A 24,853-nucleotide genomic window follows, 5' to 3' on the forward strand; every position below is an offset into this window, starting at 1 on the left:
CGCTTGGACATTCGGACCGCTGTTGTTGGACTTTTCACCGGCCGCCGGTCACTGACCCGCAGGTCATCGGATCAATGGCGCAACTGCCGTGTGCGGATGTGTCATTGACAGGCTCCTGAGCCCACCCAATGATCAGACATCCGATGAATTGGAGCCGCTCATGAGTCCGTATCCAAGACGTCAGGTCCTGGGCGCCGCGGTGGCCGTCACCGCAGCCGGCGCCCTTCCCCTCACCGCGGCGAGCGAGGCCGACGCGGCGGAGCCGGCCGGTGGCCAGGCCGCAGCGGGCTGGGTCCCCGTCCCCGACCCCGTTCCCGTGCCGCTCGACTCCCTCTACGACAACGACGGCATCGACACCGCCACCGCCCGCGGCGGCGACTTCGACGGCTCCGGCTACACCTTCCCCGGCGAGGAACTTCCCACGGGACGCGTCGAGGTCGACGGAGTGCCCTTCGACTTCCCCGCCTCGACCGCGGGTGCCAAGAACAACGTGGTCGCGCTCGGCCAGCGCGTCGACCTGCCCCGCGGCCGCTATCTCTCCGCCGTCTTCCTCACGTCCGGCAGCTACGGCGACGCCTCCGGGAAGGCCACCGTCCACTACGCTGACGGCTCGACCTCCACCGCCGGTCTGGGCGGGGCCGACTGGTACGCGGCGGGCGGCTCGCTGTCGGCGCCGTACCGCTACGCGCCGGACGGCAGCAAGGACGAGCACGGCGTCGGCATCGGCACCTCTGAGGTGTGGACCGACCCGCAGCGCGAGGCCGTCGCCATCACCCTGCCGGTCACCAACCCCGCCGAGGCCGGCAAGGCCTCTCTGCACGTCTTCGCCCTCACCCTCCAACCCGCCGCCCAGGGAGCGGCGTTGACCCTGCGCGACGCCCACTCCACCAACTCCCTGCTGGAGTCCACCGGCGCCCAGAGCGTCGAGGCGACCGTCGTCAACGCGGGCACCGTCGCGATCCTCGCCGGCGACGAGGTGTCCGTCCGTGTCGACGTCCCCGGCGCCCGCACCGTCGAGCCCGCCAGGGTCCGCCGCCTCGACCCCGGCGAGCAGGCCCGCGTCCGCGTCGGCATCCGCAACCGGACGGGCACCGCGCCGGGAACGCAGCGGGACGGTTCGGTGAGCGTGCACGGCAGGGGACGTCAGGTGACCAGCTGGCAGAGCGGGTTGACGCTCGGTGTCGCCGACTACCAGTCCACCGAGGCCTCGTTGGACGGCCATCAGGCGCCCTACTGGTTCCAGAGCGCCAAGTTCGGCATCTTCATCCACTGGGGCGTCTACTCGGTGCCCGCCTGGGCGCCCGTCGGCAAGCAGTACGCCGAGTGGTATTGGGACCAGATGCAGGACCCCACCAACCCCACGTACGCCTACCACCGGGACACCTACGGCGAGGACTTCGCCTACGACGACTTCATCCCGCGGTTCACCGCGCGGAAGTTCGACCCGCGTGCGTGGGTGGAACTGTTCCGGGAAGCCGGCGCCCAGTACCACGTGCTGACCTCCAAGCACCACGAGGGATTCGCGTTGTGGGACACCAAGCTGTCCGACCGCAACGCCGTGAAGATGGGCCCGAAGCGGGACCTGGTCAAGGAGCTGTTCGAGGCGTCGCGGCGGTACGCCCCCGAACTCCACCGCGGCCTCTACTTCTCCATGCCGGAGTGGTTCAACCCCGACAACCCGTGGATGGGCCACGCCCCGCGCAACCCCTACACGCTGGACCCGGTCCCGTACACCGGATACACCGCGGGCAAGGACTTCGTGCGGGACTACCAGGCGCCGCAGATGCTCGAACTGATCCATGGCTACGACCCCGAGCTCATCTGGTGCGACATCGGCGGCGTCAACGACAGCCTCCACGTGCTCGCCGAGTACTTCAACCACGCCAAGAACCGGGCCCGTCCCATCGACGTGACCGTCAACAACCGCTCAGGTATCGCCTTCCACGACTTCACGACGCCCGAGTACACGACGTACGACAACACGGTCGTCGCCAAGTGGGAGTCCAGCCGCGGCCTCGACCCCTTCAGCTACGGCTACAACCAGGCCACCCCGGACGCCGCCTACATGACGGCCGAGGAGGTCGTGCACAGCCTCGTCGACATCGTCTCCAAGAACGGCAACTTCCTGCTCGACATCGGCCCGCGCGCGGACGGCACCATCGCGCCGATCCTGCAGACCCGGCTGCGTGAGACGGGCGCCTGGCTGAAGGTCAACGGCGAGGCGGTCTACGACACGACGTACTGGTCGCGGATGGCGCAGCTCGGCGAAGACCTGCGCTTCACCGTCCGCCCGAACGAGGCCTTCTACATCCACTCCCTGACCAGGCCGGGAGCGAAGCTCACCGTCGAGGCGCCCGTGCCGATCCGGCCCGGCGACAAGGTGACCCTGCTCGGCCACGACCGTCCGCTCACCTGGACCGTCAGCAAGGGGGCGCTGGTGATCGACGTACCGGAGACAGCCCGTAAGGCGGGACAGCACGTGTGGGTGTTCAAGGTGGAGTGGCATGGGTGAGATCAGGAAGAGACTGCTGCGGCTGCTCGGCGTCACGGCGGCCCTGACGCTGCTCGTCACGCCGGTCCAGGCGGTCGCCCGGGAGGCACAGCCGACGGTTCCGGTCACTGTGCCGGCGCTGGCCAACTGGAAGGCCGGACAGGGAAGTTACGTGTACGGCAAGGGCGTCCGGCTGGTCGCCGACAGCCCGGCCGAGCGGCGGGTCGCCGACACACTCGCCGACGATCTGCGCGCGGCGGGGCACGGCAGCGTCCCCGTCGTCCCGGGCGGCGCACGCACCGGGGACATCGTGGTCGACGTCCAGCCGCCGCGCGGCGCGCTCGGCGCCGAGGGCTACGAACTCACCGCCGGCAAGCGGCTGTCGGTGACCGCCGCCACCGAGACCGGCGCCTTCTACGGCACCCGCACCCTCCTCCAACTCCTCGCGCAGGGCGATCGGATACCGGCGGGACGGACCGTCGACGTACCGCGCTACCAGGAGCGGGGCGTTGGCGTGTGCGCCTGCTACATCCACATCACGCTGCCCTGGCTGGAGAACCTGGTGCGCGAGATGGCGTACCACAAGCTCAACCAGCTGCTCCTGGAGCTGAAGGTGAAGAGCGACGCGCATCCCGAGGCGAACACCTGGGGCTACTACACCAAGGACGAGATGCGCCGGCTCGTCGCCCTCGGCGACAAGTACCACGTGGAGATCATCCCGGAGATCAACTCCCCTGGCCACATGGACCCGTGGATCGAGAACCGCCCGGACCTGCAACTCACCGACTCCGACGGCGACAAGCAGCCCGCCCGCCTCGACGTCACCCAGCAGGCCGCCTTCGACTACTACACCGGTCTGATGGACGAGTACGCGCAGGTCTTCACCGCGAAGTCCTGGCACATGGGCGCCGACGAGTACATGCTCGGCTCCGACTACGCCAAGTACCCGCAGATGCTGAAGTACGCGCGGGAGAAGTACGGGCCGAACGCCACCCCGCAGGACGCGTACGTGGACTTCATCAACCGCGTCCAGGCGTACGCGGCGAGCAAGGGCAAGCGGCTGCGCATCTGGAACGACGGGCTGACCGGCGCCAACACCGTGCCGGTGGCGGCCGGGACGACCGTCGAGCACTGGCTGAACGTCGCCGTGAAGCCCAGCGCGCTCATCGCCCAGGGCTACCAGGTCGAGAACGCCGCCTACTCGCTGTACCTGGTCCGCGGCGGGTTCCACAGCGACACCGCGTCGCTGTACGACCAGGGGTGGGATCCGCGCAGCTTCGAGGGGGAGAAGGTGGCGTCCAGCAAGGGCATCACCGGGGCGAAGATCAGCCTGTGGCCGGACAACGGCAGCGGCCAGACGGAGAACGAGGTCGCCGTCGAACTCTGGCCCGCGCTACGGCACATCGCGCAGGTCACCTGGGGCGATCCGCATCCCGACGCCACCTACGCCGAGTTCACCGCACGGGGGACGGCGGTCGGGCACGCGCCCGGTTGGCGGGATCTGACGCGGCTGCCGGTGGCGGAGGGTACGTACGCCTTCCGTACCGCAGGACAGACCTTCACGGCCCGACTCGCCCGCACCACGGACGGATACGCGAGCCTGCGCTCCCCTGACGGCTGCCTGGCGATCAACGGCGGCAAGCTCACGCTCAACGCGCCGCTCCAGCCCGGAGTCGAGGCGACCTGGACGGCCTGTGACGCCTCCAGCACCCTGCAGCGCTGGCAGCTCCACCGCGCCGCCGGAGGCTATGAGCTGGTCAACGCGATCACGCAGATGGCGCTGACCGTGAGCGACGACGGCCGGGTCGTCCAGTACCCGCCCGACCAGCGCCCACCCGCCGTCTGGCACCTCACCGCCCACTGACCGAGGAGTCCGATCCCTTCATGGCTCTCTCCAGACGCCTGTTCGTCACCACCGCCGTCGCATCGGTCTCCACGCTCGCCGCACCCGGCCTCCCCGCGTTCGCGGCGAGCGCGCCCGGTGACCGCTCCCGCATCCCCGTCAGCCCCGACGACACCCCCGAGGAGCTGGTCCGCAAGGCCTCCCAAGTCCGGCCCACCGCACGGCAGATCGCCTGGCAGGCCCTGGAACGGACCGCCTTCCTGCACTTCGGCGTGAACACCTTCACCGGGCTGGAGTGGGGCACCGGCGACGAGGACCCGAACGTCTTCCAGCCCACCGGCCTGGACACCGACCAGTGGGCCCGCGCCCTGCGCGACGGCGGGTTCAGGCTGGCGATCCTCACCGTCAAGCACCACGACGGCTTCGTCCTCTACCCCTCCCGCTACACCGACCACTCGGTGGCATCGAGCAGTTGGCAGGGCGGCCACGGCGACGTGCTGCGCTCCTTCGCCGACTCCATGCGCCGGTACGGCCTCAAGGTCGGCGTCTACATCTCACCCGCCGACGAGAACCAGTACCTGCACGGCGTCTACGCCAACGGCAGCGCCCGCACCGCCCGCACCATCCCCACCCTGGTCGACGGCGACGACCGCGCCCCGGACCGCTTCCACACCCTCCAAGGGACCGACTACGGCGCCCACATGCTCAACACCCTCTACGAAGTCCTCACCGAATACGGCCCGGTCGACGAGGTGTGGTTCGACGGCGCCCAGGGCCACATCCCGCCCGACAAGGTGGAGAACTACGACTGGGACAGCTGGTACGCCCTGGTCCGCGCCCTCGCACCGGACGCCGCGATCGCCGTGACCGGGCCCGACCTGCGCTGGGTCGGCAACGAGGACGGGCTGGCCCGTGAGAACGAGTGGAGCGTCATCCCGGTCAAGGAGAACCAGTACGGGCGCACCGACTGGGCGCTGTCGTACGACACCCCCGACGAGGGAAGCCGCGACGCGCTCGTGACCGCGCAGCCCAGGACGGACTACCTGCAGTGGTGGCCCGCCGAGTGCGATGTGTCCATCCGGGACGGCTGGTTCTACCACCCCGACCAACTCCCCAAGTCGGTGGACGACTTGACGGAGATCTGGTTCGGCTCGGTGGGCCGCAACTCGGTACTCCTGCTCAACGTCCCGCCGGACACGGACGGCCGGCTGCACGACACCGACGTCGTCCGGCTGCGGGAGTTCCGCGCCCGCGTCGAACGCGAGCTCCCGCGCGACCTGGCCCGGGGCGCCCGCACCACCCGTACCGCGGCCGGAGTCCAGGTCGATCTCTCCGCCGCGCACGAGGTGGACCGCGTCCGTCTCGCCGAGGACATCCGGTACGGCCAGCAGGTCGAGGGCTTCGTCGTCGAGGCCTGGCGCGGCGCCGCCTGGGTCCGGGCGGCCACGGCCGGAACGATCGGCGCGAGCCGCATCCTGCTGCTGCCGGAGCCCGTCACGGCCCGTCGGTGGCGGGTGCGGGTGACGGGTGCGCGGGGTGCCGTACGGATCGCGGAGTTCGGGCTGTACCGGTCCGAGGTCTGACGGGGTACTCGGTCAGGGCGGTCACCAGGCCGTCGGCGACCTGGTGGCCGCTCGCCTCAGTCCTCGCGGCTCCGGCGGTGGCGGCGGACCCGCCAGACGACCAGGGCCACGACCACCAGCACGGCCGCCACCAGCGCCATGGTCTTGCCGACCAGACCCTCGGCCCGCTCGTAGGCGGCGCCCGCCGCATAGCCGAGGACTGCGTTGCCGACGCCCCAGACCAGTCCGCCGAGCGCGTTGTAGAGGAAGAAGCGGCGGTACGGCATGCCCGAGGCGCCCGCCATCGCCGGGACCAGGGAGCGGAAGAGGGCGACGAAGCGGCCGATGAAGACGGCCGCCGGGCCGCGCCGGCGGATCAGGTCGCGTGTCCTGTCCGCGCCATGGGCGTGCCGGCGCAGTGGGCGGCTGTGCAGGACCGGGGGGCCGAGGCGGCGGCCGAGCTCGTAGCCGACGCCGTCCCCGGCGATCGCGGCCAGGACCACGGCGACGGCCAGCCAGACCAGGTCGACCACGCCCTGCCGGGCCAGCACCCCGCCGACGATCACCGCGGTCTCCCCGGGCAGGACGAACCCGAAGAAGAACGCGTCCTCGGCGAAGACGAGGCCCGCGACCACGATGTACACCACGGGCCCGGACAGATGCGCGAGCCAGTGGGCGACAGCGCTCATCCGCCGACTCCCTTCCCCGCGGCCGTCGAGTACCCCGTTACGGCGCGGAGGTCTCCTTCACGGCGCGGAGGTCTCCTCGTCCCCTGTCGGGCGGCGCAGGAGGATGTGCGGGCGTCGCATTCCTCAGGTCTCGGCCAGGACCTTCTCGAGGAAGCCCACCGAGTCCGCCGCCGACAGCGCCACCAGGGTGAGCCGGTCCATGACCGCGAGGTAGTGGTCGACGTCCTCGGGCTTGTCCAGGTAGAGGGCGCTGGAGAGCTGTTCCAGGTAGACGATGTCGGGCAGGTCCGGGACCGGGAAGCGCAGCACCGTGACCGGGCCGCCCGCCGCCGCGTGACCGCCCACGTGGAAGGGGAGCACCTGGACGGTCACGTTGGGCAGGCCGGCCGCCTCGATCAGGTGCCGGAGCTGGTCGCGCATCACCTCGGTCCCGCCGAGCGGGCGGCGCAGCGCCGCCTCGTCCACCACGACCCACAGCCTGGGCGCGTCCGGGCGGGACAGCAGCGCCTGCCGGGTCATCCGCAGGGTGACACGGCGCTCGACCGCGTCCTCGGAGCTGACGGAGCGGCCGAGCCGGACGACGGCCTCGGCATACGCGGTGGTCTGCAACAGGCCCGGCACGAACTGGACTTCGTAGGTGCGGATGAGACAGGCTGCCTCCTCCAGGCCCAGGTGCTGCTCGAACCAGCTTGGGAAGGCGTCGCCGTACGCCCGCCACCAGCCGGGCTGGTTCGCCTGCCGCACCGAGTCCAGCAACTCCTCGCGTACGGCGGTGTCGTGGACGCCGTAGAGGGTGAGCAGGTCGGCGACGTCACGCACCTTGAAGCCGACGCGGCCCAGTTCCATGCGGCACAGTTTCGCGTCCGAGGCGCGGATCTCCGAGGCGGCCCGCTCCCGGGAGATGCCGAGGGACTCGCGCAGCCGGCGCAGACGGGTGCCCAGCATGATGCGCTGCACGGTCGGGCCGCCGCGCCTGAGGCTGAGTACCTGGGAATCAGGGGGAACGGGTTCTGGTCGAGCTGCTGCCGCCATGGTCATCCCCTCGGCCGCCGCCGTGCGTTACGTCGTGACTCGCCAAGGAGCGTAGCACCGCGTCGCCGTACCGCCGCAGGGCGTGAGAAGGCCGGAGGGCGTCGGTCGTCGACCGGGCCCTCCGGCCGTCCGCGGGTGTGCCCGACGTCAACGACCGGGGAGTAGGCCGTCGAAGTCGCCGTCCTTCACACCGCGGACGAAAGCGGAGATCTCGGCGCGGGGATACACGAGTGCCGGACCTTGGGGGTGACGGGAGTTGCGTACCGCGACGCTGCCGTCCGGGAGCACGGCGAGCTCGACGCAGTTGCCCTCGGGGTTGCTGTGCCGGCTCTTTCGCCAGACCACCCCGGTCAGCCGGTCGGCCGGCGTGCCGTTGCTCACGTGCTGCATCTGAGGCCTCTTCGAGATCAACTCGCCCGGCAGTCACCGCGGTTGCGTCGCTACGACACTACCAAGATCGTCTGCAATTGCAGCGGTAATTGCGTTTTCCGGTCTCGCACTTTGAGGGCCTCTGGTCGTCAGGCCTTACGGCCGATGCCGCAGATCGCGTCCACCTCGGAGGGGGAGCGGCCCACGTCGACCGGCTCGGGGTGCCACTGGGAGGTCGGGACGATGCCGGGTTCGACGAGGTCGAGTCCGTCGAAGAAGGCCGCGATCCTCTCCGGGCTGCGCAGGTGGTAGGAGCTGGCGGAGTTGGCGTTGTAGACCGAGATCGCCTGGTTGAGCGTGTCGTTGGTGTCGGTGCCGTCGGCCAGGGCGAGGTGGCTGCCCGGAGGGAGGGCGTCCAGGTAGCGCGCCACGAGCGCCTCGGGCTCGTCGGAGTCCGGGATCTGCCCCAGGATGCCGAGCATGGTCAGGGCGACGGGCCGGTCGAAGTCCAGGGTCCGCGCGGCCCCTTCGAGGATGCGGTCGGGTTGGCGGACATCGGCCTCGAGGTAGGCGCAGGCACCCTCCGGGGTGCTGGTGAGCAGGGCCTGGGCGTGCACCAGCACCAGCGGGTCGTTGTCGACGTAGACGATGCGGCTGTCGGGCGCGAACCGCTGGGCGACCTCGTGGGTGTTGTCGACCGTGGGCAGTCCGGTGCCGATGTCCAGGAACTGGCGGATGCCCGCGTCGGCGGCCAGATGGCGCACCGCGCGGACCAGGAAGCGCCGTTGGAGACGGGCGAGCAGCGCGATGTCCGGGAACATCTGCAGGATCATCTCGCCGGCCTGCCGGTCGGCGGCGTAGTTGTCCTTGCCGCCCAGCAGGAAGTTCCACACACGGGCCGAGTGGGGCTGGTCGGGATGCAGCCGGTCGGCCTCCGGTTCTTCGGAAGTCATGGGCAAAGCGTCACACGAAGTGGGCGGCGCTGTCCGGCGGTTGACCGGCTACGGCCCCGTCACGCCGGAGTTCGGACGATCTCCCCGACGACCGCCTCCGCGCGCTCCGGGTGCTCCTCGAACCAGGCGCGGAGATGGTGGTGCACTGCCTCGGCGACACAGGCGCGCACCTCGGTGTTGCCGAGCAGTCCGCGGATGGGGCCGAGGTACTCGGGGCGGTCCAGCTTCACCGACACGACCGCCGTCAGGCCCCGGCCGATCCGGTCGGCGAGCGAGCCGGTGTCCGTGGCGGTCGGCAGTCCCCGCTCGCGCGCGTTCGCGGTGACGGCGGCCGTCACCCCGTCGCGGAACCCGTCCACATGCGTGCCGCCCTCCCGGGTGGCCCGGCCGTTGACGAAGCCGCGGACGCCCTCCGCGTCCGTCCCGCCCCAGTGAAGGGCGATCTCCATCGTGCCCGCCATCCGCGGGTCCTCCCGCTCGAAGCCGATGACGTCCGGATGGACGTGCCCGCCGGCCCCCGCGTCCAGCGCGGCCACGAAGTCCCGTACGCCTTCAGGGAAGTGGAACCGCACCAACCGCGCCTGTCCTGCCGGGCGTTCGTCCGTCAGTGAGATCTCCAGCCCCCGGTAGAGGAAGGCCACCTGCCGGAAGCGCTCCGCGAGTACGGCGAACGAGCACCGTGTCGTCTCGAAGGTCTCGGTGTCGGGCCAGAAGGCGATGGTCTTGCCTGTGCCGGTCGCGGATCCCACGGCGGCGGGCGGGGCGAGGGCGACACCGCGCGCGTATTCCTGGACCCGGCGCATCCCCTCACGCCGCACCTCGGCGGTCAGTCGGCTCGACAGCGCAGTGGCGACGACGAGACCGAGATTGAAGTGGCCCACGTACACGGAGTGCCGGTCACCGGGTTCGGCCCCGGCGTACAGGGTGGTCAACAGGGCTTCGAGACCCGGTCCGCCGGTGTCCCCGGCGGCCGGTGCCTCGAAGGGAGCCGCCGGTGCGTCGTCGGTGACCCGCACACCGCCGTCGGACATGAGCGTGACGTCGACGCGGCCGGCCCCCTGGGCCAGGACGTCGTTCGCCGCCTCGCTCACGACCGCGAACACCAGCTCGTGCAGACCGCGTTCACCGGTGGAGCCGACATACATCCCGGGCCGCTTACGAACGGCTGTGAGCCCCTCCAGCACCTCGATATCAGAAGCGTCGTACCGCATGCCTTCCCCACTCACGAAGACCCCTCCCATGGCGTCCGGCGGATGTCCCCACCCTAGGAGAAATCCAGGAAAAGGCCAGGTCAGGGCGGCTTTGTCGAAGCTGCGGACGAGCGGGAGAGGGCCCGCGGGGCGACGGGCGGCACAGGGGGAGCGCAGGGGGCCGAAAAGAGGCCGGCGACCCCGCCGAGGCCGCTCACCACCCCGTCTGGGACGCCTCCAGGCCCCCTGTTTTCAGGGTCCCGGCGCGGCTGCCCGCGGGCTGGCTCTTCGCGTTCTGCTTCCACTCCTGGGCCAGGAGGCCGAGCAGGACCTCGTCCAGGAACTCGCCCATCACCCAGGCCGAGGAGCGCAGTACGCCCTCGCGGGCGAAGCCGTTGTGTTCGGCGGCGCGCAGCATCGCGTGGTTGTCGGCCAGCGTCTCGATCTGGAGGCGTTGCAGGCCGCGGACGACGAAGCCGTAGTGACACAGGACCGCGACCACGTCGGTGCCGTAGCCCTTGCCGCGCGAGGACGGCAGGAGGCCGAGCCCGATGTGCCCGAGGCGGTTGTGGTTGTCGATGCCCCACAGCGTCGCAGTGCCGACCAGCGTGCCGCCGTCCAACTCCACCACGGAGAAGGGGACATGGCCCTCCTTCATGGCGTCCGCCACGAGCCGCGGATCCTTCGAACCGGGCGAGACCGGCCGCCATGGCCCGCCTTCCGCCCGCGAGGAGTTGACCACGTCGTCGTAGAGCTCGGCCCGCAGCACCGGCATGTCGTCCTCGTGGCGGGCCCTGAGTCCCACCTTCTCGCCCTTCAGCATGGAGGCTTCCTATCCGACCCGGCCGACCGCGGCAATCCAATATGCGGGCACCTACCGCCCTCCCCCTCACCAGGGCGCCGCGGACCCGGCGGTCACCTCCTCGCGCCGGTCGGCCCGCAGCCGTACCGCGTCCCGCCCCGGCGGCAGCCCGAAGTGGCGGCGGTACTCGCGGCTGAACTGGGAGGCGCTGTCGTAACCGACCGCGAAACCGACGGTGGCGACGTCCTCGCCCGTGCTCATCAGCCGCAGCCGGGCCTCCTGGAGCCGGATCTGCTTCTGGTACTGCACCGGCGTCATCGCGGTCAGCGCGCGGAAGTGGCGGTGGAAGGGGGACGGGCTCATCCCGGCCCTCCGGGCGAGTTCCTCCACGCGCAGCGGCTGTGTGTAGTGGTCGCGGATCCAGCGCAGAGCCCGGCCGATCTGCGCGACCCGGCTGTCGGCCAGCCCGATCTGCCGTACCAGCGCGCCCTGTTCGCCGTTGATGAGCCGCCACAGGATCTCCCGTTCGATCATCGGGGCGAGGACCGGCGCGTCCGCGGGGTGGTCGAGCAGGCGGACCATGCGGACCAGAGCGTCGAGGAGGTCGGCGGGCGCCTCGCTCACCGACAGACCGGGCGCCGCCGCCCTGCCACCGGGCCCGGCGCCCGTCTCCAGCAGCAGCGAGGCGATGGCCGCGGGGCGCAGCGCCAACCCGGCGCCCAGCAGCGGACGTTCGGTGCTGGCCTCGACCACATGGCCGGTGACCGGCAGGCCGAGCGGCACGATCAGATACTGGCCGGCGCCGTACTCGTAGACGCTGTCGCCCAGCACGAGCCGCTTCCTGCCCTGCGCGACGACACCGAGCACGGGGTCGGCGATCCCGGCGCGCGGGGGAGTGGGACCGTGGTCGGCGGACAGCAGCAGACCGTCGACCGCCGTGGTGCTGGACCGGCCCGCGTGGCGGGCGATCAGGGTGCGCAGCTCATCGAGGGACACGCTCCGAGTGAACGCCGTGGGCGTGCCGGGCGCAACCGCCGGTCCCGGCCCATTCGACAGGATCGTGCAAGAGACCGATGGGATCGCACTAACAACTTCCCTGGTCAGGCTGGTTTCCTCGAAGAGTCCCTTCCGGTGCGACTCTCTCAGGGAGCATTTCATGGCACTCGACTCGTACGTCGGCCTCGGCCGCAGCGGACTCAAGGTCAGCCCCTTCTGCCTCGGCGCGATGAACTTCGGCGAGGACGGCGGTTTCGGCTGCACCGTCGAGGAGGCCGAGAAGATCCTGCAGGCCTATCTCGACCGAGGCGGCAACTTCGTCGACACCGCGAACTTCTACACCAACGGCCACTCGGAGGCGATCCTCGGCGACTTTCTCGCCGCCCGCCCCGGCGTGCGCGACCGCCTGGTGCTGGCCACCAAGTTCTACGGCAACCTCCATCTCGGCGACCCCAACGGCGGCGGCGCGAGCCGCAAGGCGATCATCGGCCAGCTGGAGGACTCGCTACGGCGGCTGCGTACCGACTACATCGATCTGTACTGGCTGCACAACCACGACCGGTCCACTCCGGTCGAGGAGACCCTGCGCACCCTCGACGACCTCGTCACCGCGGGCAAGATCCGTTACGTCGGTTTCTCGGACACCCCGGCCTGGTTCACCGCCAAGGCCCACACCACCGCCCTGCTGCGCGACTGGACGCCGGTCACCGCGCTGCAGATGGAGTACTCGCTGCTGGAGCGCACCATCGAGGGCGAGTTGATCCCGCTCGCGCAGGACACCGGGATGGGCGTGCTGGCGTGGAGCCCGCTGAAGAGCGGCTACTTGTCCGGCAAGTACCGGCGGGGCCGGGCCACTTCGGCCGATGTCAGGCGGGCGGCCGTCCTCGGGCAGCCCAGCGACGTCCAGTTCACCGTGATCGAGGCGCTCGCCACGGTCGCCGAGGCGACCGGCGCGAGCCCGGCGGCCGTCGCGCTGGCCTGGCTGCGGGACCGTCCCGGCGTCAGCTCCACGATCATCGGCCCGCGCACCCTGGAGCACTTCGAGGCCAACCTCGCCGGCCTCGACGTCCGGCTCACCCCGGAACAGACGGCGACCCTGGACGAGGTGTCGGCCCCCACGCTGAACTTCCCGTACGACCTCAACCAGCGCGTCGGCCGGATGCTGAAGTACGCGGGCGCCACCGTGGACGGCGAACCGAGCGCGGTCTACCCACCGCTGCTGGCGAGCGCCGTCCGCTACTGAGCCGGGTCCGGGGCTGTGGCGCGAAGGGCGGCCGCTAGGCGGGTCCGCAACGGCCGGTGACGAGTTGGAGCCGGGCGAGCCGGTCGTGGCGGGCGAGCTATGCGGGTGCCCGTGCCGCCCCCGTGCTGTCCCGCACGATGACCTGGGGCACCGGCACCTGCACCGTCCGTGCCGGGCCGCCGTCCACCAGGGCGGTCAGCTCCCGTGCCGCCGTACGGCCGAACTCCACGCTGTCACGGGAGAGCGCCGACAGCCACGGCTTGACCATCCGGCACAGGGCCGAGTCCTCCCAGGACAGCACCGACACGTCGGCCGGTACGGAGAAGCCCAGTTCGGCGGCGGTGGCCACGCCGGCCACGGCCATCACGTCGTTGTCGTAGATCAGCGCGGTCGGGGGAGCGGGGCGTCCCAGGACCCGGCGGGTGACGGCGGCGCCCTCCGCGTCGGAGTAGTCGGTGGTCACCGACTCCACCTCGGCCAGACCCCGGCGCTCCGCCTCGGCGCGCAGGGTGCGGATGCGGCGCTCGGTGTGGGCCAGGCCGGGCAGGCCCGCGATGTGCACGATCCGGCGGTGGCCGAGCGCGTACAACTCGTCCACGACCGAGGCCATCGCGCCCGCGTCGTCCGCCCAGACCGTCGACAGGCCGGGGTGACGTTCGTCGGGGGCGCCGCCGATCACCACGGCGGGCAGGCCGAGTTCGTCCAGCAGGTCGGGGCGCGGGTCGGCGGTGCGCGGGTCGACGACGAGGACGCCGTCCACGCGGTGCTCGGCCCACCAGCGCCGGTAGACCGCGCACTCGTCGTCGACGTCCTCGACCACCTGGAACAGCAGGCCCAGATGCCGTTCCGCCAGCACCTCCTGTATGCCCGAGACGAGTTGGAGGAAGAAGGAGTCGACCCCGAGGGTGTCCGCGGGGCGGGCCAGCACGAATCCGACCGTCGCCGTGCCCTCCCCGGACAGCTGGCGGGCCGCGGTGCTGGGCCGCCAGCCGAGCTCCTCGGCGACCTGGCGCACCCGTTCACGCGTCCCCTCGGAGACGCCCGGCCGGCCGTTGAGCGCGAAGGAGACGGCGCTCTGGGAGACCCCGGCATGGCGCGCGATGTCCTTCATCGTCGGCCGACGCGCGGGCGACCGCTTGCCTGACACGGTGATTCCCCATTCAACATTCAGCGGCGCATAGGCGGACGGATTCCAGGAGGGTAGGCACTAATGCGGTTCAGCCGCAAGAACCTAATGCGCATTAGCAACTAATGCGATTAGCTCCTCCGGTTCCATTGACGGGCCGAGGAAACGGCGTGCAGGGTCTGCGTCGTTGGCCAACCCCGCAGCACCGACCCCGTTGCCCAAGGAGGCCGTTCAGTCGTGTCCGTTTCCCGCAGAACCCTTGCCGCAGCCGCCTTCGTCGCCCTCGTCCTGCCGCTCAGCGCGTGCGGTTCGGGAGGCGACGACGGCGGATCGGGCGACGCCTCCGGCAAGGTCGAGGGCGACATCACCTTCCAGACCTGGAACCTGCGCGCCAACTTCAAGTCGTACTTCGACGGCGTGATCGCCGACTTCGAGAAGCAGTACCCCGGCACCCACGTGAAGTGGATCGACCAGCCCGCCGAGGGGTACGCCGACAAGATCAGCGCCGACGCGGCGGGCGGCACCCTGCCCGACGTCGTCAACGTCTCCCCGGACCTGGTCGCCCCGCTCGCCAAGGCCGGCCTCGCGCTCGACCTCGACAAGGCGGCGGCCAAGTACAAGAAGGAGTACCTGCCGGGTGCCTGGGCCAGCCATCAGATACCGGGCATGACCGGCACCTATGCCTTCCCCTGGTACCTCAACACGGGCCCGCTCTTCTACAACAAGTCGCTGTTCACGAAGGCCGGACTCGACCCCGACAGCCCGCCGAAGACGTACGACGACCTCTTCGCCGACGCCCTGACCATGGCGCACAAGAGCGACGGCAAGGTCGCCACCCTCGCCAACGTCCCCACCATCGAGGACTTCGGCCGCTACGGCGTGGAGCTGATGAACAAGCAGGGCACCGCCTTCACCTTCAACGACGCCAAGGGCGTCCAACTGCTCAGCAAGTACAAGGAGTTGTACGACGCCAAGGCGCTGGACCCACAGGCGCTGACCGCCACCCCGGAGTCGTCGGGCAAGAAGTTCCTCACCGAGGCCGTCGCCATGAACCCGGGCAGCGCCCTCGACCTCGACAACTTCAAGAAGCAGGCGCCGAACCTGTACAAGAACATCGGCATCACCGACCAGATCACCAGCACCGGCCACGTCAACATGTACGTCATGGGCGTGATGGTCAACTCCAGGACCAAGCGCACCCCGGCCGCCGTCGCCTTCGCGCACTACGTCACCGACGCCGAGCACCAGATGTCCTTCGCCAAGAAGGTCGCCATCTTCCCCAGCACCGCCGGCTCCCTGGAGGACCCCTACTTCACCAAGGAGGACGGCACGGACGAGACACGGGTGCGGATCGCCGCCGCCAAGTCCCTGAAGAACGCGGTCAATTACACGCCCGTGCTGTTCAGTGACCAGATGAAGACGGCCCTGCGCAACGAGGTGGCCAAGGCGCTGCAGGGCAAGGAGAGCCCCAAGGCGGCTCTCGACAACGCTGTCAAGGCCTGCAACACACTGCTCCAGCAGCAGGGCTGACGCGCGATGGCCACCTCGACCGTCACCCGGGTACGGCGCCAACTGCCGAGCAGCCCTTGGCTGTTCGCCGCGCCCGGACTGCTGATCACCGGCGTGTTCATCCTGTACCCGTTCGTCTCCACGGTCGTGGGCGCCTTCACCGACCGCCGCACCCTCGTCCCGGGGAAGTTCGTCGGGCTCGCCAACTTCCGTGAGCTGCTGCACGACGACATGTTCTGGATCGGCCTGCGCAACAGCACGCTGTACGTCGTCTGCGTCGTCCCCGCCCTCATCGTCCTGCCGTTGCTGCTCGCGCTTCTGGTGCAGAAGAACATCCCCGGGATCACCTTCTTCCGGTCCGCCTTCTACACGCCGGTCGTCGCCTCGATCGTCGTGGTCGGCCTGATCTGGGTGTGGCTCCTCGACGAACGCGGCCTGATCAACTCCCTGTTGGAGACCGTCGGGGTCGGCCGCGTCGGCTTCCTCAGCGACCAGTGGCTGCTGCTGTTCAGCGCCATGGCCGTGACCGTCTGGAAGGGCCTCGGCTACTACATGATCATCTATCTGGCCGCGCTGGCGAACGTCCCTCGCGAACTCCACGAGGCCGCCGCCGTCGACGGCGCCGGCGCGGTCCGCCGCTTCCTCACGGTCACCGTGCCCGCCGTCCGCTCGACGATGGTCCTGGTCGGCGCGCTGTCCTCGGTCGCCGCCTTCAAGGTCTTCTCCGAGGTGTACCTGATGGCGGGCCCCAGCGGGGGACCGGCAGGCGAGGACACCACCCTCGTCATGCTGGTCCAGCGCACCGGCACCGGACTGACCGGCCGCGTCGGCTACGCCTCCGCCATCTCGCTCGTCGTCTTCGTCGTCACCGTCGCGCTGATGCTGCTGGTGCTGCGCGCCGACCGGAGGGACGAGTCATGAGCGTCATGGAGAAGGTACGGCCCGTCTCGCGGCCCGACGTCCCCCGCGAGCCCCGCGTCACCGACGAACACGGCCGCCGCATCCGGGTGGGAGAACTCCTCCTGCGGTACGTGCTGTTGCTCGCCGTCCTCGCGCTGACCGTCGGCCCGTTCCTGTGGCAGCTGTCCACCTCGCTCAAAGGTCCCACGGAGGACATCTTCAGCTCGCCGCCGAAGTTCCTGCCCGGCCACCCCACCCTGCACAACTACGAGCGGGTCGCCGACACCATCCCGGTGTGGGACTACGCGCTGAACTCCCTCAAGGTCGCCGCCGCCAACGTCGTGACCAACTGCGTCGGTTCGGGCCTCGCCGGCTACGCCCTGGCCCGGCTGCGCTACCGCGGCCGCCGCGTCGCCACCCTCGTCTTCATCCTGGCGATGCTCGTACCCGTCGAGGGCATCATCATCGCCCAGTTCACCACCATGCGGGAACTCGGGCTCAACAACACCCTCGTCGGCGTCGTCCTGCCCGGCTGCATCGCCGCCATGAACGTACTGCTGATGCGCAACGCCTTCCTCAACCTGCCGTACGAGATCGAGGAGGCCGCCTATGTCGACGGCGCCAACGTCTGGCAGCGGTTCCTGCGCATCGCGCTGCCCTCGGTGCGCGGCACCGTCGCCGTCGTGGCGATCTTCGCCTTCATGGGCGCCTGGGACGACTTCCTGTGGCCGCTGATCGTGCTCAGCGATCCGTCCAAGTTCACGCTGACCATCGGCCTCAACTACCTGCACGGCACCTTCGCCAACGACGAACGCCTCGTCGCCGCGGGAACGGTCATCGCCGTCGCCCCGCTGATCGCCCTCTTCGCCTGTCTGCAGCGGTACTTCTTCCGCGGGGTGGGCGAGGGGGCCGTCAAGGGCTGATCGCCGTCTACGAGTACCAAGGACACCGCATGCCTCCTGCCGTGCGCTTCGGCGTCAACTACACCCCCAGCGATGGGTGGTTCCACCACTGGCTCGACTTCGACCTCGACTCCGTACGCGCCGACCTCGACTCGATCGCCGCGCTCGGCCTGGACCACGTCCGGGTCTTCCCGCTGTGGCCGTACTTCCAGCCCAACCGCACCCTGATCCGCCCACGGGCCGTCGAACAGCTCGTGGCCCTGGTGGACGCCGCCGCCGAACGCGGCCTGGACGTCAACGTGGACGGACTGCAAGGGCACTTGAGCAGCTTCGACTTCCTGCCCGCCTGGATCCGCACCTGGCACCGGCGCAACCTCTTCACCGACCCGGACGTCGTCGACGGCCAGGCCGCCTATCTCCGCACCCTGGCCGCCGCCCTCGCCGACCGCCCCAACTTCCTCGGCATGACGCTCGGCAACGAGGTCAACCAGTTCTCGGCCGGCCCGCACCCCGACCCGGACAGAGCCTCCGCGGCGCAGATCGACGCGTGGCTGGAGCGCATGCTGACCGCCTGCGAGAAGGGCGCCCCCGGCAAGCTGCATCTGCACGCCGAGTACGACGCCACCTGGTACCAGGACGACATGCCGTTCACCCCGGCCCAGGCCGCCCGGCACGGCGCCCTCACGGCCGTGCACTCCTGGGTCTTCAACGGCACCGCCCAGCGCCACGGCCGTACCTCCGTGCCGACCGAACACCACGCCGCGTACCTCATCGAACTGAGCAGGGCCTGGGCCGATGACCCGAACCGCCCCGTCTGGCTCCAGGAGGTCGGCGCCCCCGCACCCCTCATCCCGCCCGAGCACGCGGCCACCTTCACCGAGGCCACCGTCGCGAGCGCCCTGGACTGCCCCGACCTGTGGGGCATCACCTGGTGGTGCTCCCACGACGTCTCCCGCAACCTCGCCGACTTTCCCGAACTCGAATACGGACTCGGACTGTTGACGAACGACCGGAGCCCCAAGGACACGGCACGCGTCCTGGCCGCCGCGGCGGCGCGCGAACACAGGGCGCCCGCGCCGCGCACCACCGCCCTCGTCGTCCCCGCCGATCCGGCCGTACGGTCCCACTGCGCGCCCGGCGGCCCGGTCTTCGACGCCTTCTTCCGGCTGACCGCCGACGGCGCCCGGCCCACGACCGTCCTGGACACCCGCGCGGACGACAAGGACCACCTCGCCGTACGCGGCATCACCGAAGTCGTCACTCCCGAACAGGTACTCCCCACCCCACAAGGAGACACCAGCTCGTGAACCCCACCAGACGCACCGTCCTGCTCGCCGGCGCCGCGGCCGCCCTGCTGCCGCCCCTGCCCGCCGTCGCGGCGACCCGCCGGGCCGACGCCACCGCGACCCCGCCGTACGCCTCCTACTGGTACCCGGACTCGCTGCCCTCGGGCACGCCCGGCACCGGCATCACCTGGCGGAGCCTGAAGTCCTGGACGGCCGCCGGTGACGCCGACCTCGCCTTCAACGCCGCCTCCGTGCCGCTCGCGCCGCGCTTCACCCCGACCCCGGCGAACACGACGGCCCGCTCCGGGCAGGCCCGCGTCCAGTCGCTGGTGTCCTTCGGACCGACCTCGAGCAACCCCTCCCAGGGATCGGCCACCGCCGACTACTACGCCCTCACCCACTGGGCCTACCTCGACGAACTCGTGTTCTGGGGCGGCTCGTCCGGCGAGGGGCTGATCCTCGCCCCGAACGCGCCCGTCGTCGACGCCGCCCACCGCCACGGCGTGCCGGTCCTCGGCAACATCTTCCTGCCGCCCACCGCGTACGGCGGCCAACTGCAGTGGACCCGGGACCTGGTGCAGAAGGACGCCTCCGGGCACTACCCCCTCGCGGCCCAACTCGTGGCCGTGGCGGCGGCGTACGGTTTCGACGGCTGGTTCGTCAACGCCGAGACCGGTGGCGGGAACAGCGCGCTGGGCGCGGACATGCTGGGCTTCGTCAAGGAGCTGAAGGCGCTGGCGGCGGCTCGCGGACAGCGCGTGACCTGGTACGACGCGATGACCGTGAACGGGACGGTGAGCTGGCAGGGAGCGCTGAACAGCCAGAACCAGGCCTTCTTCCAGGCCGCCGACGACATGTTCGTCGACTTCCGCTGGACGGCGGGCACCCTCGCCTCCTCCGGGAGCAAGGCCGGCCAACTCGGCCGCAGCCGATACGAGTTGTGGGCGGGCGTCGACGTCGAGTCCAACGGGTCGAACACCTCCGTCGACTGGGACGCGATCGTGCCGACCACCAAGGCCCATGTGACGTCGATCGGGTTGTACCGGCCCGAGTGGACCCGCAACCACCTGCCCACCTCGCGGACGCCGGGTGACTTCCACGCGGCGGACGACCGGTTCTGGACCGGGCGGTCACTGGATCCGTCCAAGCCCGACGCCGGTGACCCTTGGCGGGCGCCCGCGGTGTCGGTCGCGGACCGGTCGACGGTGAGCGACCTGCCGTTCGCCAGCACCTTCAACACGGGGCACGGACTGCGCTGGTACGAGGACGGGGCGGTCACCTCTGACGCCCCGTGGAACCACCTCGGGCTCCAGGACCGTCTGCCGTCCCGGCGATGGGTGCTGCGGACGGAGGGGCAGCGGCCGGCCGTCTCCTTCGACTTCGCGGACGCCTGGCGAGGCGGCAGCAGTGTGCTGGTGGACGGTGAACTCGACGAGCCGGTGGTGCTGGACGTGTACGCGGTACGGCTGCCGGCCGGTGTCGACACGGTTGTCGAGCTGACCCATCGGACGGACGCGGGTGCTGTGAACGTCGAGCTCGCCGTCGCCCTGGGCGAGCCGAGCGCGCCGGGTGAGACACCGCCGTACTCGTACCTGCCTGTGAAAGAGGTCAACAAGGGACAGCACCACCGGGGACGGCGGCAGGGCGTGCGGGTGACGGCGGTCAACGGCTGGGAGACGGTGACCGTGCCGCTCACCGCCCTGACCGGCACGGTCCACGCCGTCGGGGTACGGCTCACCGCCACCGACGGCCCGGTCACGTGGCGGCTCGGCGCCCTTGCCGTGCGGGACGCGCTCATCACCCCGGCCGCCCCCTCCGACCTGCGCGTCACGGCAGCCTCCGGCGGCGACCTGCGGTTCGCCTGGAACGCCGCACCCGGTGACGTACGCCAGTACACCCTGCACCGCCTCCTCGCCGACGGCACCCGGCGCTTCCTCGGGGGCACCTGCCAGAAGGCGTACTTCGTCTCCGGCCTCCAGCCCGAACAGGGCGAGCCGGCCGCGCGGTTCGAACTGCGTGCCGTGGGGGAGCTGTACACCTCGTCGGCGCCCGTCACCCTGACCCACCCCTGGTAACCGTCCGTCCCCAGCCTTGGAGCACCCCGTATGCATGACGACCGCAGCCTGGTCGAGGCCCGTCTCAAGCGCGTTCTCGAGGAGCGCGTCCGGCCCGCCGTGTACCCGGAGTCCGTACCGCTGGAGGTGGCGGTGTGGCACGCGCCCGGTGAGCCGGTACCGGTCGCGGAAGGGATCGCGGCCGAGCCCGAGCCGATCACGGTGGGGGCTCGGTGGGGTGCTCCATGGGGGACGAGCTGGTTCCGTGTCACCGGCACCGTCCCGAGGGAGTGGGCGGGCCGGACGGTCGAGGCGCTGCTCGACCTCGGCTTCGACGAGAACATGCCCGGCTTCCAGTGCGAGGGCCTGGTCTACCGGCCCGACGGCACCCCGGTGAAGGGCCTGAACCCCCGCAACCAGTGGGTCCGCATCGGCGCACCCGTCGAGGGCGGCGAGGAGGTGCGCCTGCACGTCGAGGCCGCCTCCAACCCCGTCATCCTCGACTACCACCCCTTCCTGCCCACCCCGTTGGGCGACAAGGACACCGCCGGCAGCGAGCCGCAGTACACCCTCACCCGCATGGACCTCGCGGTCTTCGACGAGACGGTGTGGCAGCTGGTGATCGACCTGGAGGTGCTCGGCGAGCTGATGGCCGAACTGCCCGTGGAGTCGGCCCGGCGCTGGGAGATCCTGCGGGCGGTCGAGCGGGCCCTGGACGCGATCGACCTGCAGGACGTCAACGGCTCCGCGGGCGAGGCTCGTTCACGCCTGACCGGTGTCCTGTCCGGGCCCGCCGCCCCGTCCGCCCACCGCATCAGCGCCGTCGGCCACGCGCACATCGACTCGGCGTGGCTGTGGCCGCTGCGGGAGACGGTGCGCAAGGTGGCCCGTACGACCTCCAACATGACGGCGCTGCTGGACGACGAGCCCGATTTCGTCTTCGCCATGTCGCAGGCCCAGCAGTGGGCCTGGGTGAAGGAACACCGGCCCGAGGTGTGGGCGCGGGTGAAGAAGGCGGTGGCCGACGGGCGGTTCGTGCCGGCGGGCGGGATGTGGGTGGAGTCGGACACCAACATGCCGGGCTCGGAGGCGATGGCCCGTCAGTTCGTGCACGGCAAGCGGTTCTTCCTGGACGAGTTCGGCATCGAGAACGAGGAGGCCTGGCTGCCCGACACCTTCGGCTTCGCCGCCGGACTGCCGCAGATCATCAAGGCGGCCGGCTCCAAGTGGCTGCTGACGCAGAAGATCTCCTGGTCGCAGACGAACAAGTTCCCCCACCACACGTTCCGTTGGGAGGGCATCGACGGCACCCGGATCTTCACGCACTTCCCGCCGGTCGACACCTACAACTGCTCGATGAAGGGCAGCGAGATCGCCCACGCGGCCCGCAACTTCAAGGACAAGGGAGTCGCCCGGCACTCCCTGGCACCCACGGGCTGGGGTGACGGCGGAGGCGGTACGACCCGGGAGATGGTCGCGAAGGCGGCCCGCCTCAGGGACCTGGAGGGCTCGGCGACCGTCGCCTGGGAGACCCCGCGCGAGTTCTTCGAGAAGGCCGAGTCCGAGTACCCCGAACCGCCCGTCTGGGTCGGCGAGCTGTACCTCGAACTCCACCGCGCCACCCTCACCAGCCAGGCGAAGACCAAGCAGGGCAACCGCCGCAGCGAGCACCTCCTGCGCGAGGCGGAACTGTGGGCGGCGACGGCGGCCGTACGGACCGGATTCCCCTACCCCTACGAGGAGTTGGACCGCATCTGGAAGACGGTGCTGCTGCACCAGTTCCACGACATCCTGCCGGGATCGTCGATCGCCTGGGTCCACCGCGAGGCACGGGCGACATACGAACGCCTGGCCGCCGAGCTGAACACCATCATCACAGGGGCCCAACACGCCCTGGCCGGCGAAGGATCGACCCCCCTCCTCTTCAACTCCGCCCCGCACACCCGCCACGGCGTCCTGGCCGGCGGCGCCGGCACACCCACCGCCGAGGGTGGGACGGTCCGCACGGTTCGCCCCGACGGCGGCCACATCCTCGACAACGGCCTGCTGCGCGTCGAGATCGACGCCCGGGGCCTGGTCGTGTCGGCCCACGACGTCGAGGCCGACCGCGAGACGATCGCCCCGGGCCGGGCCGCCAACCTGCTCCAGCTGCACCCCGACTTCCCGAACATGTGGGACGCCTGGGACGTCGACGAGTTCTACCGCAACACCGTCACCGATCTCACGGACGCCGACGAGGTGGTCGCCGGTGAGGACGCCGGGTCCGTGCGGATCGTCCGGACCTTCGGCGCCTCACGCGTCACACAGGTGCTGTCGCTGCCGCCGGGGGAGCGGCGGTTGCTGCTGGAGACGGAGGTCGACTGGCACGAGACGGAGAAGTTCCTCAAGCTCGCCTTCCCGCTCGACGTGCACGCCGAACGGTACGCGTCCGAGACGCAGTTCGGGCACTTCCACCGCCCGACCCACACCAACACCTCCTGGGAGGCGGCCAAGTTCGAGGCCTGCAACCATCGCTTCGTCCACCTGGAGGAACCGGGCTGGGGGGTCGCACTCGTCAACGACTCCACGTACGGCCATGACGTGACCCGCACCGTGCGCACGGACGGCGACCGCGGTACGACCACCACGCTGCGGGTCTCCCTGCTGCGCGCTCCGCGCTTCCCGGACCCCGAGACCGACCAGGGGGTGCACCGCTTCCGACACGCGCTGGTGGCGGGTGCCGGGATCGGGGACGCCGTGCGCGAGGGCTGGCGGATCAACCTTCCCGAGCGGCGGGTCGACGGCGCGGGCGAGGTCGCGCCGCTGGTCACGGTCGATCAGGAGGCGGTCGTCGTCACGGCGGTGAAGCTCGCCGACGACGGCAGCGGCGATGTGGTCGTCCGCTTCCACGAGGCTCACGGCGGCCGGGCGCGGGCCACCCTGACCGCGGGCTTCGCGGTCGCCGACGTCACGGTCACCGACCTGCTGGAACGCCCGCTGCCTCAGGTGGCCGCACCACGGGTCGACGGCGAGCGCGTCGCCGTACGTCTGCGTCCCTTCGAGCTGATGACACTGCGGTTGCGGCGGGCCTGAGCCGGGGGAGTGGCCCTCACCGCTCACGGCCACTCGTGGGCGGTGATCCCGGTGAGGATGAGGTCGATACCGGCGGCGAACTCGGCCCGGTCGTCGTGCTCGCGGAGCTGACCGGCGACCCCGCGGGTGAACGCGTACTGATCGGGGTCGAGTTCCTCCCAATCGGTCGCCACCGCGTCGAGGAACTCGGCGCGGTTCGTGCCCGGTTGGATCGTCCGGGCGTTGGCCGCGTTCTGGCCCGCCACTCCGAGGATGTAGTTCAACAGCGCGGACGCCGCCGTGAACTGGGCGGCCTCGGGCACGCCAAGGGCCCGCACCTGACGTCCGATGCGTTCGAAGACCTGGAGCATCGGCGGCTGCGCAGGGGTGCGGGCGAGCTGTGTGCCGACCCAGGGATGGTCGTCGATCGCGTCGAAGAGGCCGAGCGCGAGGGCCCGGATCGCCTCGTTCGGCGTGGCGTCGGTGTGGTCGCCGGCGAGGGCCGTGGCGACGACGGCGTCGGTGGCGGCCTCGAGGAGTTCGGTCTTGCCCGCCACGTGCCAGTAGATCGCCCCCGGCCCGGTCGCGAGGCGTTCGGCCAGGGCGCGGAACGTGAGCCCGCCCTCGCCCACGGAGTCGAGGAGCTCGACGGCGGCGCCGACGATGCGCTCACGGGAGAGCGGTTCCTGCCGTCGCTCCGGACGACGCGCCTTGGTTGCCATGAGCTCATCCTAACCCTGATGGAACACCGTTCCAGCTTGACAGCCCCTGGAACGATGTTCCAGTGTGGAGGTGATGGAACGGCGTTCCAGAGGGACCCGCCAGGCATCCGGCCGGTGGTCCGCGATGGGGAGG

19 protein-coding genes are annotated in these 24,853 nt (G+C 70.6%); 10 read left to right on the forward strand and 9 right to left on the reverse strand.

The window, feature by feature from the left end:
- Positions 1 to 160 precede the first annotated feature (160 nt).
- The 3 genes from ABZZ74_RS15855 to ABZZ74_RS15865 are packed head-to-tail and all read left to right on the forward strand — an operon-like array spanning position 161 to position 5,917.
- A complete protein-coding gene (locus ABZZ74_RS15855) occupies positions 161 to 2,512 on the forward strand; it encodes an alpha-L-fucosidase (RefSeq protein WP_356765108.1) in 2,352 nt (783 codons plus the stop codon).
- The gene (locus ABZZ74_RS15860; RefSeq protein ID WP_356765110.1) at positions 2,505 to 4,355 is read left to right on the forward strand and encodes a beta-N-acetylhexosaminidase; all 1,851 of its coding nucleotides are present in this window, start codon (positions 2,505 to 2,507) and stop codon (positions 4,353 to 4,355) included. Before ABZZ74_RS15855 ends, ABZZ74_RS15860 begins: the two co-directional genes overlap by 8 nt.
- Positions 4,356 to 4,375: 20 nt before the next feature.
- On the forward strand, positions 4,376 to 5,917 hold the full coding sequence (locus tag ABZZ74_RS15865) for an alpha-L-fucosidase (protein WP_356765112.1): 1,542 nt from the start codon (positions 4,376 to 4,378) through the stop codon (positions 5,915 to 5,917).
- Positions 5,918 to 5,973: 56 nt separating this feature from the next.
- Here ABZZ74_RS15865 and ABZZ74_RS15870 read toward each other — a convergent pair whose 3' ends face one another.
- From ABZZ74_RS15870 to ABZZ74_RS15900, 7 genes are all read right to left on the reverse strand, one after another.
- Positions 5,974 to 6,585: a DedA family protein gene (locus ABZZ74_RS15870; protein ID WP_356765114.1), complete on the reverse strand. Its 612-nt coding sequence runs from the start codon at positions 6,583 to 6,585 to the stop codon at positions 5,974 to 5,976.
- A 123-nt stretch (positions 6,586 to 6,708) separates the two neighbouring features.
- Positions 6,709 to 7,530: a helix-turn-helix transcriptional regulator gene (locus ABZZ74_RS15875; RefSeq protein ID WP_356765116.1), complete on the reverse strand. Its 822-nt coding sequence runs from the start codon at positions 7,528 to 7,530 to the stop codon at positions 6,709 to 6,711.
- Between the two features lie 234 nt (positions 7,531 to 7,764).
- Positions 7,765 to 8,007: a DUF397 domain-containing protein gene (locus tag ABZZ74_RS15880; RefSeq protein WP_356765118.1), complete on the reverse strand. Its 243-nt coding sequence runs from the start codon at positions 8,005 to 8,007 to the stop codon at positions 7,765 to 7,767.
- Between the two features lie 128 nt (positions 8,008 to 8,135).
- On the reverse strand, positions 8,136 to 8,939 hold the full coding sequence (locus ABZZ74_RS15885) for an SAM-dependent methyltransferase (protein ID WP_356765120.1): 804 nt from the start codon (positions 8,937 to 8,939) through the stop codon (positions 8,136 to 8,138).
- 59 nt (positions 8,940 to 8,998) lie between these two features.
- Positions 8,999 to 10,165: a DNA gyrase subunit B gene (locus tag ABZZ74_RS15890; RefSeq protein WP_356765122.1), complete on the reverse strand. Its 1,167-nt coding sequence runs from the start codon at positions 10,163 to 10,165 to the stop codon at positions 8,999 to 9,001.
- A gap of 178 nt (positions 10,166 to 10,343) precedes the next feature.
- Positions 10,344 to 10,952 (reverse strand): GNAT family protein, encoded by a 609-nt coding sequence (locus ABZZ74_RS15895; RefSeq protein WP_356765124.1) that lies wholly within the window; start codon positions 10,950 to 10,952, stop codon positions 10,344 to 10,346.
- A gap of 66 nt (positions 10,953 to 11,018) precedes the next feature.
- Positions 11,019 to 11,927 (reverse strand): AraC family transcriptional regulator, encoded by a 909-nt coding sequence (locus ABZZ74_RS15900; protein WP_356765126.1) that lies wholly within the window; start codon positions 11,925 to 11,927, stop codon positions 11,019 to 11,021.
- Positions 11,928 to 12,087: 160 nt separating this feature from the next.
- On the opposite strand from ABZZ74_RS15900, the gene ABZZ74_RS15905 reads away from it, so the two are divergent.
- Positions 12,088 to 13,170, forward strand: a complete 1,083-nt coding sequence (locus ABZZ74_RS15905) for an aldo/keto reductase (protein ID WP_356765128.1) — start codon at positions 12,088 to 12,090, stop codon at positions 13,168 to 13,170.
- Positions 13,171 to 13,267: 97 nt separating this feature from the next.
- On the opposite strand, the gene ABZZ74_RS15910 is transcribed toward ABZZ74_RS15905, so the two are convergent.
- Entirely contained in the window at positions 13,268 to 14,281 is a 1,014-nt protein-coding gene (locus ABZZ74_RS15910) for a LacI family DNA-binding transcriptional regulator (RefSeq protein WP_356765283.1), read from the reverse strand.
- A 252-nt stretch (positions 14,282 to 14,533) separates the two neighbouring features.
- On the opposite strand from ABZZ74_RS15910, the gene ABZZ74_RS15915 reads away from it, so the two are divergent.
- From ABZZ74_RS15915 to ABZZ74_RS15940, 6 genes are read left to right on the forward strand one after another with little or no spacing between them, the layout of a single operon-like run.
- Positions 14,534 to 15,826, forward strand: coding sequence for a sugar ABC transporter substrate-binding protein (locus tag ABZZ74_RS15915; protein ID WP_356765130.1), 1,293 nt, complete (start codon positions 14,534 to 14,536; stop codon positions 15,824 to 15,826).
- A 6-nt stretch (positions 15,827 to 15,832) separates the two neighbouring features.
- Positions 15,833 to 16,726, forward strand: coding sequence for a sugar ABC transporter permease (locus ABZZ74_RS15920; RefSeq protein WP_356765132.1), 894 nt, complete (start codon positions 15,833 to 15,835; stop codon positions 16,724 to 16,726).
- The gene (locus ABZZ74_RS15925; RefSeq protein WP_356765134.1) at positions 16,723 to 17,628 is read left to right on the forward strand and encodes a carbohydrate ABC transporter permease; all 906 of its coding nucleotides are present in this window, start codon (positions 16,723 to 16,725) and stop codon (positions 17,626 to 17,628) included. The genes ABZZ74_RS15920 and ABZZ74_RS15925 overlap by 4 nt, the downstream gene beginning before the upstream one ends.
- A 29-nt stretch (positions 17,629 to 17,657) precedes the next feature.
- Positions 17,658 to 18,914, forward strand: coding sequence for a glycosyl hydrolase (locus ABZZ74_RS15930; protein ID WP_356765136.1), 1,257 nt, complete (start codon positions 17,658 to 17,660; stop codon positions 18,912 to 18,914).
- Entirely contained in the window at positions 18,911 to 20,968 is a 2,058-nt protein-coding gene (locus ABZZ74_RS15935) for an endo-beta-N-acetylglucosaminidase (protein ID WP_356765138.1), read from the forward strand. Before ABZZ74_RS15930 ends, ABZZ74_RS15935 begins: the two co-directional genes overlap by 4 nt.
- Before the next feature lie 30 nt (positions 20,969 to 20,998).
- On the forward strand, positions 20,999 to 24,019 hold the full coding sequence (locus ABZZ74_RS15940) for a glycoside hydrolase family 38 C-terminal domain-containing protein (RefSeq protein WP_356765140.1): 3,021 nt from the start codon (positions 20,999 to 21,001) through the stop codon (positions 24,017 to 24,019).
- 23 nt (positions 24,020 to 24,042) lie between these two features.
- Here ABZZ74_RS15940 and ABZZ74_RS15945 read toward each other — a convergent pair whose 3' ends face one another.
- Complete coding sequence (locus tag ABZZ74_RS15945) at positions 24,043 to 24,720, reverse strand: TetR family transcriptional regulator (RefSeq protein WP_356765142.1); 678 nt, start codon at positions 24,718 to 24,720, stop codon at positions 24,043 to 24,045.
- Positions 24,721 to 24,853: the final 133 nt, after the last annotated feature.

It is taken from the genome of Streptomyces sp. NPDC006476 (assembly GCF_040612015.1).
In the GTDB taxonomy this organism is placed as follows: domain Bacteria; phylum Actinomycetota; class Actinomycetes; order Streptomycetales; family Streptomycetaceae; genus Streptomyces; species Streptomyces griseorubiginosus_B.

Coding starts and splice junctions, on each gene's coding strand:
- ABZZ74_RS15875 (WP_356765116.1), bottom strand. CDS start 7,530: ATGCTGGGCACCCGTCTGCGCCGGCTGCGCGAGTCCCTCGGCATCTCC.
- ABZZ74_RS15945 (WP_356765142.1), bottom strand. CDS start 24,720: ATGGCAACCAAGGCGCGTCGTCCGGAGCGACGGCAGGAACCGCTCTCC.
- ABZZ74_RS15905 (WP_356765128.1), top strand. CDS start 12,088: ATGGCACTCGACTCGTACGTCGGCCTCGGCCGCAGCGGACTCAAGGTC.
- ABZZ74_RS15885 (WP_356765120.1), bottom strand. CDS start 8,939: ATGACTTCCGAAGAACCGGAGGCCGACCGGCTGCATCCCGACCAGCCC.
- ABZZ74_RS15920 (WP_356765132.1), top strand. CDS start 15,833: ATGGCCACCTCGACCGTCACCCGGGTACGGCGCCAACTGCCGAGCAGC.
- ABZZ74_RS15880 (WP_356765118.1), bottom strand. CDS start 8,007: ATGCAGCACGTGAGCAACGGCACGCCGGCCGACCGGCTGACCGGGGTG.
- ABZZ74_RS15895 (WP_356765124.1), bottom strand. CDS start 10,952: ATGCTGAAGGGCGAGAAGGTGGGACTCAGGGCCCGCCACGAGGACGAC.
- ABZZ74_RS15925 (WP_356765134.1), top strand. CDS start 16,723: ATGAGCGTCATGGAGAAGGTACGGCCCGTCTCGCGGCCCGACGTCCCC.
- ABZZ74_RS15930 (WP_356765136.1), top strand. CDS start 17,658: ATGCCTCCTGCCGTGCGCTTCGGCGTCAACTACACCCCCAGCGATGGG.
- ABZZ74_RS15860 (WP_356765110.1), top strand. CDS start 2,505: ATGGGTGAGATCAGGAAGAGACTGCTGCGGCTGCTCGGCGTCACGGCG.
- ABZZ74_RS15910 (WP_356765283.1), bottom strand. CDS start 14,281: ATGAAGGACATCGCGCGCCATGCCGGGGTCTCCCAGAGCGCCGTCTCC.
- ABZZ74_RS15870 (WP_356765114.1), bottom strand. CDS start 6,585: ATGAGCGCTGTCGCCCACTGGCTCGCGCATCTGTCCGGGCCCGTGGTG.
- ABZZ74_RS15855 (WP_356765108.1), top strand. CDS start 161: ATGAGTCCGTATCCAAGACGTCAGGTCCTGGGCGCCGCGGTGGCCGTC.
- ABZZ74_RS15940 (WP_356765140.1), top strand. CDS start 20,999: ATGCATGACGACCGCAGCCTGGTCGAGGCCCGTCTCAAGCGCGTTCTC.
- ABZZ74_RS15865 (WP_356765112.1), top strand. CDS start 4,376: ATGGCTCTCTCCAGACGCCTGTTCGTCACCACCGCCGTCGCATCGGTC.